Annotated in this window: 15 protein-coding genes; all 15 read left to right on the forward strand. The window is 36.5% G+C overall.

Going from position 1 to position 15,603, the window contains the following annotated elements:
* The first annotated feature begins 112 nt into the window (after positions 1-112).
* Positions 113-1,795: a formate--tetrahydrofolate ligase gene (locus tag ACM26V_RS01405; RefSeq protein ID WP_416149682.1), complete on the forward strand. Its 1,683-nt coding sequence runs from the start codon at positions 113-115 to the stop codon at positions 1,793-1,795.
* A 190-nt stretch (positions 1,796-1,985) separates the two neighbouring features.
* Positions 1,986-2,744, forward strand: a complete 759-nt coding sequence (locus ACM26V_RS01410) for a metallophosphoesterase (RefSeq protein ID WP_416149683.1) — start codon at positions 1,986-1,988, stop codon at positions 2,742-2,744.
* A gap of 185 nt (positions 2,745-2,929) precedes the next feature.
* The gene (locus ACM26V_RS01415; protein WP_416149684.1) at positions 2,930-3,832 is read left to right on the forward strand and encodes a MerR family transcriptional regulator; all 903 of its coding nucleotides are present in this window, start codon (positions 2,930-2,932) and stop codon (positions 3,830-3,832) included.
* A 120-nt stretch (positions 3,833-3,952) separates the two neighbouring features.
* Positions 3,953-4,534, forward strand: a complete 582-nt coding sequence (locus ACM26V_RS01420; protein WP_416149685.1) for an adaptor protein MecA — start codon at positions 3,953-3,955, stop codon at positions 4,532-4,534.
* A gap of 226 nt (positions 4,535-4,760) precedes the next feature.
* Complete coding sequence (locus ACM26V_RS01425) at positions 4,761-6,053, forward strand: Glu/Leu/Phe/Val family dehydrogenase (RefSeq protein ID WP_416149686.1); 1,293 nt, start codon at positions 4,761-4,763, stop codon at positions 6,051-6,053.
* A gap of 183 nt (positions 6,054-6,236) precedes the next feature.
* Positions 6,237-7,220: a YpdA family putative bacillithiol disulfide reductase gene (locus ACM26V_RS01430; RefSeq protein ID WP_416149687.1), complete on the forward strand. Its 984-nt coding sequence runs from the start codon at positions 6,237-6,239 to the stop codon at positions 7,218-7,220.
* A 102-nt stretch (positions 7,221-7,322) separates the two neighbouring features.
* Positions 7,323-8,288 carry an asparaginase gene (locus ACM26V_RS01435; RefSeq protein ID WP_416149688.1) on the forward strand — a complete coding sequence of 322 codons (966 nt, stop codon included), beginning with the start codon at positions 7,323-7,325 and terminating at the stop codon, positions 8,286-8,288.
* Positions 8,289-8,393: 105 nt separating this feature from the next.
* Positions 8,394-9,065: a glutamic-type intramembrane protease PrsW gene (gene prsW, locus ACM26V_RS01440; RefSeq protein WP_416149689.1), complete on the forward strand. Its 672-nt coding sequence runs from the start codon at positions 8,394-8,396 to the stop codon at positions 9,063-9,065.
* A gap of 120 nt (positions 9,066-9,185) precedes the next feature.
* Positions 9,186-9,353 (forward strand): hypothetical protein, encoded by a 168-nt coding sequence (locus tag ACM26V_RS01445; RefSeq protein ID WP_416149690.1) that lies wholly within the window; start codon positions 9,186-9,188, stop codon positions 9,351-9,353.
* Between the two features lie 289 nt (positions 9,354-9,642).
* Entirely contained in the window at positions 9,643-10,692 is a 1,050-nt protein-coding gene (locus ACM26V_RS01450) for a cell wall hydrolase (RefSeq protein ID WP_416149691.1), read from the forward strand.
* 19 nt (positions 10,693-10,711) lie between these two features.
* Complete coding sequence (gene ypeB / locus ACM26V_RS01455) at positions 10,712-12,055, forward strand: germination protein YpeB (protein ID WP_416149692.1); 1,344 nt, start codon at positions 10,712-10,714, stop codon at positions 12,053-12,055.
* Positions 12,056-12,270: 215 nt separating this feature from the next.
* Positions 12,271-12,927 (forward strand): flagellar brake protein, encoded by a 657-nt coding sequence (locus ACM26V_RS01460; RefSeq protein ID WP_416149693.1) that lies wholly within the window; start codon positions 12,271-12,273, stop codon positions 12,925-12,927.
* 120 nt (positions 12,928-13,047) lie between these two features.
* Positions 13,048-13,731 carry a (d)CMP kinase gene (gene cmk / locus ACM26V_RS01465; protein ID WP_416151763.1) on the forward strand — a complete coding sequence of 228 codons (684 nt, stop codon included), beginning with the start codon at positions 13,048-13,050 and terminating at the stop codon, positions 13,729-13,731.
* Positions 13,724-14,311 (forward strand): lysophospholipid acyltransferase family protein, encoded by a 588-nt coding sequence (locus ACM26V_RS01470; protein WP_416149694.1) that lies wholly within the window; start codon positions 13,724-13,726, stop codon positions 14,309-14,311. Before cmk ends, ACM26V_RS01470 begins: the two co-directional genes overlap by 8 nt.
* A 104-nt stretch (positions 14,312-14,415) precedes the next feature.
* Positions 14,416-15,573: a 30S ribosomal protein S1 gene (gene rpsA, locus ACM26V_RS01475; RefSeq protein ID WP_416149695.1), complete on the forward strand. Its 1,158-nt coding sequence runs from the start codon at positions 14,416-14,418 to the stop codon at positions 15,571-15,573.
* The last annotated feature ends 30 nt before the right edge of the window (positions 15,574-15,603 follow it).

Here is a 15,603-nt window from a genome sequence, read left to right on the forward strand (position 1 = left end):
TACTAATCGTTACTTACTTTTTAGCTCTCCAAAAGTTACAAAATAATCATTAAAATAGTGTTAGACATAAGTAATGAATATTATTATTGTTAACGAATAAGGAGTGGAAAGAATGAATCAAGAAGTCAAATCAGATATTGAAATTGCTCAAGAAAGTAACATGGACAAGATAAAAGAGATAGTAAAGAAGCTTGAGCTTGATGAAGACGAATGGGAACCTTATGGGCATTACAAGGCGAAAATCTCTTTATCAGTTTTGGAGCGGCTTGAAAAAAGACCAGACGGCAAAGTGATCCTGGTAACGTCGATAAATCCAACGCAAGCAGGTGAAGGCAAATCTACCGTAACGGTCGGGTTAGGACAAGCATTAAATAAGATAAATAAGAATGCGATGATCGCTTTAAGAGAACCTTCATTAGGTCCAACAATGGGGATTAAAGGAGGGGCTGCTGGTGGAGGGTATTCTCAAGTTGTTCCTATGGAAGATATAAATTTACATTTTACTGGAGATATTCATGCGATAACTTCGGCTCATAATGCTCTTGCAGCCATGCTAGATAACCATATTCATCGTGGGAATGAGCTGAGAGTGGATGTTAGGCGAATAACATGGAAACGAGTGTTAGATATGAACGACAGAGCACTTCGTCAAGTTGTTGTTGGATTAGGAGGACCGAAGCATGGGGTCCCAAGAGAATCGGGATTTGATATCACCGTTGCATCAGAAGTGATGGCGATTCTTTGTTTAGCAAATAGTATCGATGACCTTAAAGCGCGATTGGCTAGAATGGTCGTTGCATATAATAGCGATGGCGAGCCTGTAACGGCAAAAGACTTGCAAGCCGAAGGAGCATTAACATTACTGTTGAAAGAGGCGATTAAACCTAATCTTGTGCAAACTTTAGAAAATACGCCGGCACTTATTCACGGTGGCCCATTTGCGAACATTGCTCATGGATGCAACAGCATCATAGCGACAAAAATGGCATCGAAATTAGCCGACTATGTTGTAACTGAAGCAGGTTTTGGAGCAGATTTAGGTGCAGAGAAGTTCTTAGACATTAAAACAAGAGCTGGAAACATTGACCCTAGTATCGTTGTCGTTGTAGCCACGATTCGGGCGCTTAAAATGCACGGAGGAGTTCCTAAGGATGATCTTAAACAAAATAATGTCAATGCACTAAAAAAAGGGTTAGCTAACTTGGAAAAACACGTAGAAACGATTCGTTGTTTCGGACTACCTCATGTTGTAGCGATTAACCGTTTTATTCATGATAGCGATGAAGAGATAGAAACTTTAATAACATGGTGTGAGGATCAAGATATTAATGTTGAATTAGCTGATGTTTGGGCAAAAGGAGGAGAAGGCGGAAAAGAGCTAGCTGAAAGAGTTGTATATGAAATTAATTATACAAAGAAAAATTTTAAACATATGTATACGTTAGATATGTCAATTGAAGAGAAGATTAAATGTGTTGCGAAAAAAGTATATGGAGCAAAGCGAGTTGTTTTTTTGCCTGAAGCAAGAATTCAACTTACCGAATTTGAAGAAAACGGGTGGGGGGATTATCCTATTTGTATCGCAAAAACGCAATATTCATTAACGGATGATGCAGAAAAATTGGGTCGACCTGAAGATTTCACGATTACAGTGAGGGAACTAAAAGCTGCTGTTGGCGCTGAATTTATTGTAGCATTGACTGGGGATGTTATGACAATGCCGGGATTGCCTATGGAGCCAGCTGCTATGAATATGGATGTTGATGGGAGAGGGAAAGCAGTGGGGTTATATTAGTGTTTTCGTGAATTTAATAAAAACGACGATACTCGGAGGTTCCTCCAAGTGAAAGGAGTGACTTTTTTAAGAAATATACTTAGTAACTCTATGTCACAAGTTTTATAAATATTTGGTGATTGTTTTGTGAAACCAATTCAGATATACTAAACGAAATTCTAATACTTAATTAGTCATGAAGGAGACGCTGATGCACTTAATTATTGTGTTTATCCTATTTACTATACTTATCATGACAGTTTATATGTTTCTTGAAGCGAAAAAATTAACCATTAAAAACGATGTCATTGATTGGCCTATTTCAATGAAAAACACTAAGATCTTATTTATTACAGATTTACATAAAAGAGAAATAAAACCAGGAATGTTGTCAAAAGTACCCGCAGTTGATTATGTTATTATAGGCGGCGACTTATGCGAAAAAGGAGTTAAAAAGGCTACTCTAGATAATAATTTGTCGAAATTAACAGCTTTCGGAAAAACATTGTTTATTTGGGGAAATAATGATTATGAGTACGGAGAAGATAAACTAACGGAAAGCTTAAATAAACATGGTATCACGACATTACAAAATCAGTCTTTGCAGATTAAAGAAGAAAATCATACATGGACCATAGCGGGGGTGGATGACCTAGGTTGTGATAGAACAAATGTAGAACTTGCTCTAAAGAAAGCGGAAGGACCCGTACTGCTTGTGAGCCATAATCCAGAAGTAGCCTACTTGATTAATGATAAATATAAGGATGTTCAAGTGATAATTACTGGACACACGCATGGCGGACAAATTAGACTTGGTTCACTATCCTTAGGTGAAAGAGGAGGATGGACGATAAAGAATAACTTCCGAGTATTTATTAGTAACGGATTCGGGACGACAAGCATACCAGCAAGATTTGGGGCTATTCCTGAAATACATGTAATTACGATAAAGGGTGTAAATAATCAGTAGGATAATTTCTCTACTTAAATGGTTAAAATTTGCACATTCTCTATGTTCGTCTATAATGAGTTTATTAGGTCAAATAGGGTTCGTTTAAGGCATCCTAATTAAAACACTTCCTTGGTAGTTTCATAGTGAGTGGATGTCTGTTTAAATATGATTTTTATTGATTAAAGAAAAGAAGGTGTCCGTGTATGAGTGTACAAAAGGGGAAGTATAATATTAAAGCTGTTTCCAATATGCTTGGAATCCACCCTGGGACACTTCGAGCATGGGAAAGAAGGTATAATGTCATCGAACCAGTTAGAAATGATGCTGGGCATCGATTATATACAGATGATCAATTAAAAGTGCTCAGTTGGGTCATAGGAAAAGTAGAGCAAGGGTTTACTATTGGACAAGCAGTGGAATTATTAGACAAGCAAGAAGTTATTAATGATGATCATAACGACAAATTAAGTAACAATCAAATAGAATCATTTAAACAAAACTTACTTGACTCTTTGCTTAAATTTGATGAACCTAAATCAAATCAAACGTTAGATCTTGCTTTCAATGTTTTCTCAATTGAAAAAGTTGTGATTACAATTTTAGGTGGCATCATTGTTGAGATTGGTGCCAAATGGGAAAATAAGGAAATATCTACTGCTCATGAGCATTTTGTGACTTCTTATATTCGTACGAAAATAGGAATGGTATTCCATAATTTACCGATAAATCCGCTTCTGCCAAAAGTTATTGCTGTCTGCGGACCGAATGAACAACATGAAATAGGGTTACTCATATTTACATTTTTTCTTCGCAGGAAGGGATATGAGGTTATTTACTTAGGGTCAGGTATTCCTGCTGAGGATGTATTTCAAGTAGTGGATGAAGTGAACCCTAAAATGATTATTATATCCTGTACGATGGTTGAACATTTTCCAGAGACGATTCAGTTAGTAACTGATCTAGATAAACATTATCATGATTTAAAAGTAGGGTTGGGTGGATATGCTGTGAAAAGTATTCCTAACTCTAGGATGAAGACCTATCAATCCTTTTTGATTGGCGAAAATGAAAACGAATGGTTAGAATGGCTGAAATCAAATTTATAGAATGAGTAATATAGGCAAGAGAGCGCACCAATTGAGGATTATAAACATAATTTAGACTAAATGAAGTCATTCATAAAGGGGACGTCAAAGAATGATGACACGAATAGGGGAGGAATTTTCATGCGCCTCGAGAGACTAGCTTACGATAAGATGAAAATATTTTTAACATATGAGGATTTAGAAGAACGAGGAATTTCAACCGATAAAAAATGGACGGATGTTCCTGTAATTGATGATATGTTTCAAGATATGATTGCAGAAGCGAGTCAGGAATTAAACTTTGATGCTGAAGGCCCGGTTGTAGTTGAAGTTTTTTCTATTCCTGCTCAAGGAGTCGTTGTAATTGTTACAAAAACGGAGGAAATGTTTGATGACATGGATGATCCTGTTATTGAGTGGCAACTCAGTGATGCTCAAAATGATCCACTATTGTTTCAGTTTGATGATATAGAGTACGTCATTCAATTGTCAAAAACTCTTATATCATTAGATATTAATGGAGGAAGTCTCTATTCATATGAGAACTTGTATTATCTCCATTTTAGAGGGGAAGATGTCTCACAATTGGAAAAGACAACGTTAGTATCTATTGTAAGAGAATATGGGGAGAAGGCAAAAGTTACAACAGACCTCATTAAAGAATACGGAAATTTAATTATTGATTCATCTGCTGTAAGGCAAATGTACGAACATTTCTCTTAAGAAGCCACTTTTGACTATATTTGGCTTCTTTCCTTTTTGTGCTGTGAATCGAACAATTTATTTGCTACTTCTCGTTACCGTAAAGAACTTCCCATTATAATCTAAGAAATAATCAATATGATAACAAAAGAACAGTGGAAAAAACATGTTATCTTCTTTATAGTCAGGAGAGAAGAGTGTATAAAGTATGAGTAGTTTTTAAACATAATTATCAGGGGTGAATCGAATGGAAGATATCGGGAAGGAAGAGAATAAAGAAAATGTTGGTACGCGACCAAAATCAAAACTAAATGTTCTTCAATCAACTCAAAGTGTCGTACACAAAGCACTAGATAAATTAGGTTATCCTAATGAAGTATATGAGTTATTGAAAGAACCATTAAGAATGATGACTGTTCGTATTCCGATTAGAATGGACGATGATTCTATTCGTATTTTTACGGGTTACCGTGCGCAACATAATGATGCAGTGGGACCAACAAAGGGTGGCGTTCGTTTCCATCCAGATGTGTCAGAAACAGAAGTGAAAGCGTTATCAATTTGGATGAGTCTGAAAGCGGGAATTGTTGATCTGCCATACGGTGGCGGAAAAGGAGGGATTGTCTGCGATCCTCGGGACATGTCTTTTCGAGAAATAGAGCGCCTAAGCAGAGGGTATGTTAGAGCGATTAGTCAGATAGTTGGACCTACAAAAGATATTCCTGCCCCTGATGTATTTACGAACTCACAAATTATGGCGTGGATGATGGATGAATATAGTCGGATGAAGGAGTTTGATTCACCAGGGTTTATTACTGGGAAACCATTGGTTCTAGGTGGATCACACGGGCGTGAATCAGCCACTGCTAAAGGTGTAACCATTTGTATTCGTGAAGCGGCAAAGAAAAAAGGGATTAATCTTGAAGGAGCTCGAATTGTCATTCAAGGGTTTGGGAATGCTGGCAGTTTTTTAGCAAAGTTTATGTATGACGCAGGAGCTAAAGTCGTTGGGATTTCCGATGTTTATGGTGGACTTCACGATCCTGAAGGATTAGATATTGACTATCTATTGGATCGAAGAGATAGTTTTGGAACGGTATCAAAATTATTTAAAGATACAATTTCCAACAAGGAGTTACTAAAACTAAACTGCGATATCCTTGTGCCAGCTGCGATTGAAAATCAGATTACTGAAGAAAATGTGAATCAGATCAAAGCGGAGATAATTGTTGAAGCGGCAAATGGCCCGACGACAATTGAAGCGACAAAAATGTTAAGTGATCGAGGAGTTTTACTTGTTCCTGACGTTTTAGCAAGTGCGGGCGGAGTGACGGTGTCTTATTTTGAATGGGTACAAAACAACCAAGGGTTCTATTGGGAAGAAGAGGAAGTTGCTGAAAAACTGGAAAAAGTTATGGTCACTGCCTTTGATAATGTCTACCGCGTTGCTTCTGTTCGAAACATAGATATGAGATTGGCTGCTTATATGGTTGGTGTTAGAAAAATGGCAGAAGCAAGCAGGTTTCGAGGCTGGATTTAAAACTGATTTCACGTTAAGATATTTCTATAGTTAGAATCCCTTAACTTTATTTGAGGGGTTCTTTTATTATACTTTAAGAATGTTTAACTTCGCTAAAGGGTTAAAGTATAAGATAAACGAAGGCTTTCGCCATGAAGGACTTGGCGACAATCCAAGTTTTTTAATATGAAAGAGGTGTAATACATGCAGAAAGAATGTGTCATCATTGTCGGAGCAGGACCATGTGGGTTGTCAGCTGCAATAGAACTGCAGAATAAAGGTTACAACCCATTGGTCATTGAGAAGGGAAACATCGTTCACTCACTCTATAAATACCCCACACATCAACAGTTTTTTAGCTCTAGTGAAAAGCTTTCAATAGGAGATATTCCATTTTATAGTACAGAAAGAAAACCAAAACGAAATGAAGCGCTTGTATACTATCGACATGTTGTGAAACATAAGCAGATACGAATTCAAGCTTTTGAAGAAGTAAAACAAGTGATTCAACAATCCGATGCAACTTTTTATGTAGAGACTGTGAAACATACAGGCGAGAAAACAAATTATGAAGCAAAGTTTATAATTATTGCAACGGGCTACTATGATTCACCTAACATTATGGGAATAAAAGGCGAAGAACAAGCACATGTTTTTCATTATTTTCACGAAGCTCATTCGTTTTTTGACCAACAAGTGGCAGTTATTGGTGGTAAAAATTCAGCTGTTGATGCTGCACTTGAATTAGAAAAAGCGGGAGCGAAAGTTACTGTTATTTATCGTGGAAAGGATTATTCATCTAGCATAAAACCATGGATTCTACCTGAATTTGAAGGGTTGGTCAAAAAAGGTGAGATTAAAATGTACTTTGAAACAGAGATCGAAGAGATTAGAAAAACAAGTGTCAGAGTTAGGGCATACGGTCAGGTTTTAGAAATTCCAGTAAACTTTGTTTTTGCGATGACTGGATATCATCCTGATCACTCATTTATACAAGGAATTGGTGTGAATATTGACGAACAAACAGGGCGTCCATTTTATAATGAAGAAACAATGGAAACGAATGTAGAGAACATTTTTATTGCAGGTGTAATTGCAGCTGGAAATAATGCTAATGAAATTTTTATAGAAAATGGCCGGTTACATGGGGAAGTTATTGCTAATTATATAGCAACGAAAACAAGCTAATACTATCAATTGGAGAGACCTTTTTCTCAGAATTATCTTCGGATAGATTGCGATGCCGAATTTAAAACTACAGACAAGTTCAAATTTGAGTGGAGGATTTTTATGAAAAAAGTAGCGGTTTTAACAACGGGTGGTACAATAGCGAGCAAACCCAATAAAAATGGTAGGTTAGAATCAGGCATTTTCACAGGGGAAGAACTATCAGATTTAGTCGGAATTCCTAAAGATATTGAAGTACATATTTATTCAATCTTGCAAAAACCAAGTATTCACATCTCATTTGATGATTTAGATGAGCTTAAAGAAAAAATAGAAAAACTTACATTTGAAGAAAAAATAGATGGAATTGTCATAACCCATGGAACTGATACGATGGAAGAGACTGCCTATTATTTAGATTTAACGCTTGATGTTAAAATTCCAGTTGTGCTAACAGGCTCACAGAGATCTCCAGAGGAATTAGGAAGTGATGCTAATATTAATTTGAGACATGCTATTTATGCAGCTGGAGATTCGCAATTGAATGGTATAGGCGTAACAGTTGTTTTTAACGAAAGAATTTTTTCTGCAATACACGTGAAAAAAGAACATGCATCTAATATTCAAGGTTTCAACAGTTTTGGATTTGGATACTTAGGAATCATTGATAATAATAAAATTCACGTCTATCAAAAACCTGTTAAATCGGAATACTATAAGGTCAAACCGAAAAAAAGTATTACTGTTGATATTATTAAATGTTATCTAGAATCAGATGGTAAATTTATTACAGCGTGTGTTGACGCTGGTGTTAATGGAATTGTGCTTGAAGGTGTAGGTAGGGGTCAGGTTTCACCAAGTATGATAGCAGCAATTCAAAAGGCCATTGACAGAGGGATTAAAATAGTGATTACAACATCCGCAGAAGAGGGAGAAGTATATCCAACGTATGATTATAATGGGAGTGCTTATGATTTATACAAAAGGGGAGTCGTATTAGGGAAAGATTATGATAGTAAAAAAGCAAGAATTAAATTGATGGTTTGTTTAAAATCGAATAGTGACGTTAACGCGGCTTTTGAAAGGTAAAACATCATTTGCATTTTTCATGTCGGTTTCTTACAATTAAATTACACGTTGCGGTTATTCAAATTAATATGACAGATAATAAGAAGTTGAAAGGAAAAATTGCCTATGCTCTCAATAATAACAGTGGCGTTAACTCCGGCTATTGCACTTTTAATTTTTTTCTATTTGAAAGACGAATTTGAACAAGAACCAATTACAATGGTCGTTCGTTGCTTTGTTTTTGGAGCATTGTTAGTGTTTCCTATTATGTTTATTCAATTTGCTTTGCAGGAAGAAACAGGGTTAGTAACTCCGTATATGATCTCTTTTGTTCAAGTAGGATTTATTGAAGAGTTTCTTAAATGGTTTGTTGTACTTATAGCTGTATTTTACCACGTTCATTTTAACCAGCGGTATGATGGAATTGTTTATGCAACGGCAGTTGCATTGGGGTTTGCTTCTGTAGAAAATGTGCTTTATATTTTAGCCAATGGTGTCGATACGGCTTTCTTACGGGCTGTTTTTCCTGTTACTAGTCACGCTTTATTCGGTGTAGTGATGGGGTATTACTTTGGAAAAGCTAAGTTTGATCGGAAACGTCGTTACAGATACTTGTTTTTAGCATTTATATTCCCATACTTCTTGCATAGTTTTTATAACTTAATTCTCTTAACATTAAATCATTGGATGTATGTTTTGACTCCTTTTATGATTTTTCTTTGGTTGTTTGCCTTGAGGAAAGTAAAAAAAGCAAATCGGACTCAGGAGATGTACTTATTTAACCCACGGACTGGTTAGATAATCATAAATTCTTGAATCTTCTAAGTGATTCAATGTATAGTGGAGTGAACTAACAATTACAAATAGGAATTGTTTTCTAAAAATTAGAATGTCCCGCTGATAAAGGAGTGGTCTTTTTTGCCTGAAACAAAGCAAAGGTACAAAGTAACGATCCGTTGTCAAAAGTGCAGAGAAAAATATATTCTTCGTGGACGTCCAAATGATGATGGAGGATTTGATACAGGATTTAAACGTTGTGTTTGTGGTAATGAAACAACCTTCGATATAGATGTGTCACCTGAATAAAGTTAATAGAGAATGAAAGGTACGGAGCAGTTTGCTCCGTATCTTTTTTGCTGTTTCTGAGAGTGAAATTAATAATCAATTCGTAGAGAGCGATAAGAAATGCTTATTTCTCTGTGGAGTGGGCGGATCAAAAGTTGGAACTACCTCTATGTTTTTAAGTAGTATAGCCGAAAAAATAGAAGTATATTTGATAGTAATATTTTGTTTGGAATAAATTTGTCGTTTTGGATAAAAACTATTCCTATTCGATCGTTATTTAAAAGAAAGCATGAAATAGAGGAGGATTTAGATGAAGTACAAAAGACAGAGGGGTTATAAACACATTTGGGTAATTTTGATCGTTAGTACAATATTTGCTATAAACCCTATGAGTGTGGGAGCGTTTTCTGACCAAATTATCCAGAAAGGAGCGACAGGCGATGACGTCGTTGAACTTCAATCAAGATTACAATACACAGGGTATTATGATGGAACCATCGATGGCGTCTTTGGGTGGCAGACGTATTGGTCCGTTCAAGAGTTTCAAGAGCAGTTTGGTCTTGAGAAGGTGGACGGGCTTGTAGGAGACAAGATGAAAGAAATGCTAGCAAAGTCGACCGAATTTGATAAAGAATATGTTCATCGAATGTTAGAAGAAGGAAGGCAGTTTACTTACTATGGTGGAGTAAATAAGGAGATTCAAAAGGGCGTGAAAGGAAGCAAAGACAAGCCTCGTAAAGAACCAACTAAGCCAGATAAAAAAGAAGAAAACGAACCAAGAGAAGAATTAGCAGATCCGACACCAGAAGAACCAGCACAACAACCAGAACCAGGAGCAGAACCAGAAGAACCAGAGGCAGATGTGCCTGAAAAACAGGAAGATTTAGAACCAGAGCCAACTCCAGGAGTTGAGGAGGACGGTCTTGAGACACCAGATGAAGAAGAACCTGTACCTCAAGATGATAATGTGAATATTGAAAAAGCGATAAATGTACCTGAAGGATATTCGGACAACGACATTCGGATCATGGCTCAAGCAGTTTATGGAGAAGCAAGAGGTGAACCTTATGTAGGGCAGGTTGCAGTAGCGGCAGTAATATTACATCGAGTCCAAAGTCCGACATTCCCAAACACGGTATCAGACGTAATATTCGAACCAAGAGCGTTCACTGCGGTAGCCGACGGACAAATATGGATGGAACCAGACGAAACTGCCAGAAAAGCGGTGCTTGACGCAATAAATGGACAGGATCCAACTGGACATGCATTATACTATTTCAACCCAGTAACAGCGACGTCAGATTGGATTTGGTCAAGACCCCAAATAAAACAAATCGGAAAGCATATTTTCTGTAAATAATGTAACGGAGGTGAATAAGATGGTACGAAATACGATTATAGGTTTATTAGCAGCCGCGCTTATTGGGACAGGATTTTGGGGTTACAGTGAAAACCAGGAAAAGAATGTTGTGAAAATGCAGACTGAAAACAATTATCAGAGAGCTTTCCATGATTTAAGCTATCAAATCGATTTATTGCATGACGAAATTGGATCAACATTGGCGATGAATTCAAAGGAAAGATTATCACCATCATTAGCAGAGGTTTGGAGAATAACCTCGGTAGCTCAAAAAGATTTAGGTGAATTACCGCTTGTATTAATGCCTTTTAGTAAAACAGAGGAGTTTTTGCACAAAATTGGTGACTTCTCCTATCAACACGCGATTAAGGATTTAGACCAAGATCCACTAACTGATGAAAATTATGAAGACCTTGAAACGTTATATGGACAAGCGGGAGAGATTCAACGAGAGCTTCGTGAAGTACAGTCGCTTATCTTAAACGACAATTTAAGTTGGCTAGACGTGGAATCAGAGCTAGCAGCTGAAGATGAACCTCTAGACAATTCAATTGTTAACAGTTTTCATATCATTGATGAAAAAGTAGGAGGATTTTCTGATGTGCACTTTGGTGCTGATTCGACTAATATTTCAGCAAATGATAAAGAAATTAATGAAAATCTCCAAGGGGATAAAATCGGTGAAGAAGAAGCACTTCAAGTTGCAAAAGAGTTTTTAGACCGCGATACTCTTGATGGTGTTGAAATAACAGAAACGGGTGATGGGCTTGCATACGAAGCTTATAGTTTAGTAATTCCAGACGAAAAGCATAATACAAACATTACGATGGATATTACGAAAGTAGGAGGGCATCCCGTATGGATGTTAAATGAACGTGATGTAGATAAGGAATCATTAAGTTTAAATAAAGCATCGGAAGAAGCAAAACAATTTCTCAATAACCATGATTTTACTAACATGCAATTGGTCGATAGTAAACAATACGATAATATCGGCGTCTTTCAGTTTGTTAAATTAAAAGGTGATGTTCGAATTTATTCTGATGAAATAGTTTTGGAAATCGCATTAGACGAAGGAGATATTATCGGATTTGAGAACTTTGCTCATCTAGCACATATTGGAAATGACCTTGATACAGAGCCCTCTATTTCAAGAGAAGAAGCAGAAGAACAACTAAATCCAAGTCTTCAAATTAGAGAACACCATTTAGCAACAATTGAGAATCAGCTAGGAGAAGAAGTTCTATGCCATGAGTTTTATGGGACAATTAATAATGACACATACAGAATATTTATCAATAGTGATGATGGACGAGAAGAACAAGTCGAAAAACTCGCAAACCCTGAACCTGTTTATCAATAGTTGATATAGAATTCCGATGTTCAAAGCGAAAAAATTTAATTTCGTTTTATAGCATACGAATAAAATGAACGAAGAGTCTTGACTAGGCTCTTCGTTCTTTTCATAATAGATATTGAATAGATGTTTCGGTAAAAGAAGGGATTTATCATTCATTTATCGAACCATACATACACAAACCTGTTTTATAACGTTTTTTTTGAGAGAGGAGGACTTCTTTGATAAAAGTAGGAAACACCATTCATTTGGAATTAAATAATAACGATGAAGAAAAAAAACGATTTAAAAGCAAAATCTTAGATCATGAAGGTAATCAAGTTTTTATCGATTATCCAGTTGATCAAAAATCCAAGAAACCTAGCTTTTTTTTAGAAGGTACACAATTTCGTGTATGGTTTGTTGGAAAAGATGAAGCAATATATTTATTCGAAACGGAAGTCCTAGGTAAGGATGAAGAGAAATTTCCTATGCTTGTTTTAAAAGATCCAGGGGCAAATAACTATGTTAGAATTCAGCGTCGTCATTATGTTAGAGTAGAAGCCACAATTGATGTTGCTGTTAATTCCCAATCAAATAAATTTGAAGCACTTACAACAACTACAGCTGATGTAAGTGGTGGTGGATTTGCTTTAATACTACCCGATGATCATGCGATAGAAGCTAACGATCTGCTAGAAATATGGTTAGCGATCCCTTATCAATCTGGTGACATAGAATATCTTGACATTCAAGCAAAAGCAATTCGAACATTTAGAGAGAGAGGAAGAATTAAAGGTTCATTCCAATTTGTAAATATCGGAGAAACAAAAAGGCAAAAGATAGTACGATACTGTTTTGAGAGACAATTACTAATGAAAAGAAAAGAAAAGATATAAATATCGTTTACTTTTTACAAATAAGAAAGATTCTGAAAAAATAGACCATTCATATATAATTGTGATAATATATGTTGTATATTCGCAATCAATAATATCGTTTTTAGGAAGGGTTACATGATGACAACACTAATGAATATTGCGATCGATGGTCCGGCAGGAGCTGGTAAAAGTACGGTCGCAAAACTACTAGCGGAAAAATTAATGTTTGTTTATATTGACACTGGTGCTATGTACAGAGCACTGACTTGGAAGGCTCTTCAAGAAAAAGTGGATGTAAATAATGAACATTTACTAAATAAGTTACTACAACAAACAGATATCCAGTTAGTGAACCAATCTGGAGAGCATCATGTTAAAATTAATAATTCTGATGTAACAGAAGACATTCGCACGACTCTAGTGTCAAATAATGTATCTTATGTTGCTAAACATTCGCTTATCCGTGCAGAAATGGTTTCTAAGCAACAGAAATTGGCTGAACAAGGTGGCACGGTCATGGATGGCAGAGATATAGGGACAGCTGTTTTACCTAAAGCAGATGTTAAAATCTTTCTGACAGCTTCCGTAGATGAAAGAGCGAAAAGGCGCCATGAAGAACAGCTGTCAAAAGATATTCCTTCAGACTACCTACAATTAAGAGAAGAGATTGCAAAGAGGGATCAATTGGATACCGAAAGAAAGGTAGCTCCGTTGAAAAAAGCCGTTGATGCAATTGAAATTGATTCAACATCGATGACGATTTCAGAAGTTGTTGATCATATTTATACAATTGTGGCTGAAAGGACTGGGGCGGTTGAGTAGGACATATTCTTTTGGACAATTTATTTGTCGAACGTACTTTAGACTTTTTTATCGAGTTAAATTAATAGGCAGGGAAAACATCCCCTCTGATGGTGGCGTCTTACTTTGTAGTAATCACATACATATCTTGGATCCACCATTGGTCGGAGCTTTTTTGAAAAGACAGACTAAATTTATGGCGAAAGCTGAGTTATTTGAAGCACCTATTTTGAAAACGATACTTCCTAAAGTAGGTGCTTTTCCAATACGGCGAGGCATGAGTGATCGTCAAGCATTAAGAGCTGGACTGAAATTACTAAAGGAGCAAGAAGTTGTAGGAGTATTTCCAGAAGGAACACGAAGTCAAACAGGTGAATTGAGTAAAGGTCTTGCTGGAGTTGGCTTCTTTGCACTAAGATCTAATGCTTACATCGTTCCTTGCGCACTTATTAGTAGTTACAAACTATTTTCTCAATTAAAAGTGGTATATGGTCCCCCGATTGACATGAGTGTGGTGCGGGATAATAAAGCCTCTCCAGAAGAAGCTACAGAAGAAATTATGATGGGGATCCAGCGATTACTAGATGAACACCGTAAATGAAACCAATTCTCAGGTAAATTCTTTCACATTTGTGAAAGTGATCATAAATAATTAGCATTTATGTACCCGGTAATAAAATCCGGGATTCAGGGAGGTTTTTGTCAATGGTAGAAGAAATGAATAGTGAGATGGCCGAGTTTAATTCTTTGACGGTAGGTGATTTGACAAAGGGAACGGTCTCAAAAGTAGAAGAAAAACAAGCATTTGTAAATGTAGGCTATAAAATGGATGGTGTTTTACCAATTAGTGAGTTATCTAGCCTTCATGTAGAAAAGGTAGAAGATGTTTTGAAAGAGGGAGAAGAGCATGAATTCAAAGTCATTAAATTGACTGAAGACGAGCTTGTTCTTTCCAAGCGTGCTGTTGTATCAGAAAAAGCATGGGGGGTAATGGCTGAAAAACTAGAAGAGAAAGATACATTTGAGGCTGAAGTGGCTGATGTAGTTAAAGGTGGTCTTGTTGTCGATGTGGGTGTAAGAGGATTTATACCTGCTTCTTTAGTGGAACGTCACTATGTAGAAGATTTCTCTGACTACCTTGGAAGAACTTTGCGTTTAAAGGTTATTGAAATGGATAAAGAACGAAACAAGTTGATTTTGTCTCAAAGAGCTGTATTGGATGATGAGGTAACAGAGAAAAAGAAAGAAACACTTTCAAATGTTTCTGAAGGACAAGTGTTAGAAGGAACAGTTCAAAGATTAACAGATTTTGGAGCCTTTGTAGATATTGGTGGTGTCGATGGTTTAGTCCATATTTCGCAAATGGCTCATCATCATGTAGAAACGCCATCCGAAATTGTCAACGAAGGTGATACAGTAAAAGTGAAAGTTCTTGGGGTTGATCCTGATAATGAAAGGATTTCCCTATCAATAAAAGAAACACTTCCTGGACCTTGGGAAGTGATTGAAGGAACAGTGAAGCAAGGAGATGTTGTTGAAGGTACGGTGAGAAGACTCGTATCATTTGGTGCTTTTATTGAAGTTGCTCCTGGAGTGGAAGGCCTTGTTCATATTTCTCAAATAGCTAATCGTCATATCGGAACGCCAGGGGAAGTTCTTGATGAAGGTGAAACTGTCTCAGCGAAAGTTCTTGATGTAAATATTTCTGAAAAACGCATCTCTTTGAGTATCAGAGCTTTAGAGGAAGAAAAAGAAGAGAAAATGGAGAACGAAGCAAAAAAAGAGTATCAGAGAGAAGAAGATCATTCTGGCTTTTCTTTAGGTGATGTGATTGGTGACCAATTGAAAAAGTATAAAAACTAGCAATTAGGAGTTTCCTTTTAAGATAAAAAT

This window comes from Salipaludibacillus sp. HK11, assembly GCF_047795645.1.
Lineage (GTDB): Bacteria > Bacillota > Bacilli > Bacillales > Salisediminibacteriaceae > Salipaludibacillus.

Excerpts from the sequence above, each read along its gene's own strand:
- ACM26V_RS01405 (WP_416149682.1), top strand. The coding sequence starts at position 113 with ATGAATCAAGAAGTCAAATCAGATATTGAAATTGCTCAAGAAAGTAAC.
- ACM26V_RS01410 (WP_416149683.1), top strand. The coding sequence starts at position 1,986 with ATGCACTTAATTATTGTGTTTATCCTATTTACTATACTTATCATGACA.
- ACM26V_RS01415 (WP_416149684.1), top strand. The coding sequence starts at position 2,930 with ATGAGTGTACAAAAGGGGAAGTATAATATTAAAGCTGTTTCCAATATG.
- ACM26V_RS01420 (WP_416149685.1), top strand. The coding sequence starts at position 3,953 with ATGCGCCTCGAGAGACTAGCTTACGATAAGATGAAAATATTTTTAACA.
- ACM26V_RS01425 (WP_416149686.1), top strand. The coding sequence starts at position 4,761 with ATGGAAGATATCGGGAAGGAAGAGAATAAAGAAAATGTTGGTACGCGA.
- ACM26V_RS01430 (WP_416149687.1), top strand. The coding sequence starts at position 6,237 with ATGCAGAAAGAATGTGTCATCATTGTCGGAGCAGGACCATGTGGGTTG.
- ACM26V_RS01435 (WP_416149688.1), top strand. The coding sequence starts at position 7,323 with ATGAAAAAAGTAGCGGTTTTAACAACGGGTGGTACAATAGCGAGCAAA.
- prsW (WP_416149689.1), top strand. The coding sequence starts at position 8,394 with ATGCTCTCAATAATAACAGTGGCGTTAACTCCGGCTATTGCACTTTTA.
- ACM26V_RS01450 (WP_416149691.1), top strand. The coding sequence starts at position 9,643 with ATGAAGTACAAAAGACAGAGGGGTTATAAACACATTTGGGTAATTTTG.
- ypeB (WP_416149692.1), top strand. The coding sequence starts at position 10,712 with ATGGTACGAAATACGATTATAGGTTTATTAGCAGCCGCGCTTATTGGG.
- cmk (WP_416151763.1), top strand. The coding sequence starts at position 13,048 with ATGACAACACTAATGAATATTGCGATCGATGGTCCGGCAGGAGCTGGT.
- rpsA (WP_416149695.1), top strand. The coding sequence starts at position 14,416 with ATGGTAGAAGAAATGAATAGTGAGATGGCCGAGTTTAATTCTTTGACG.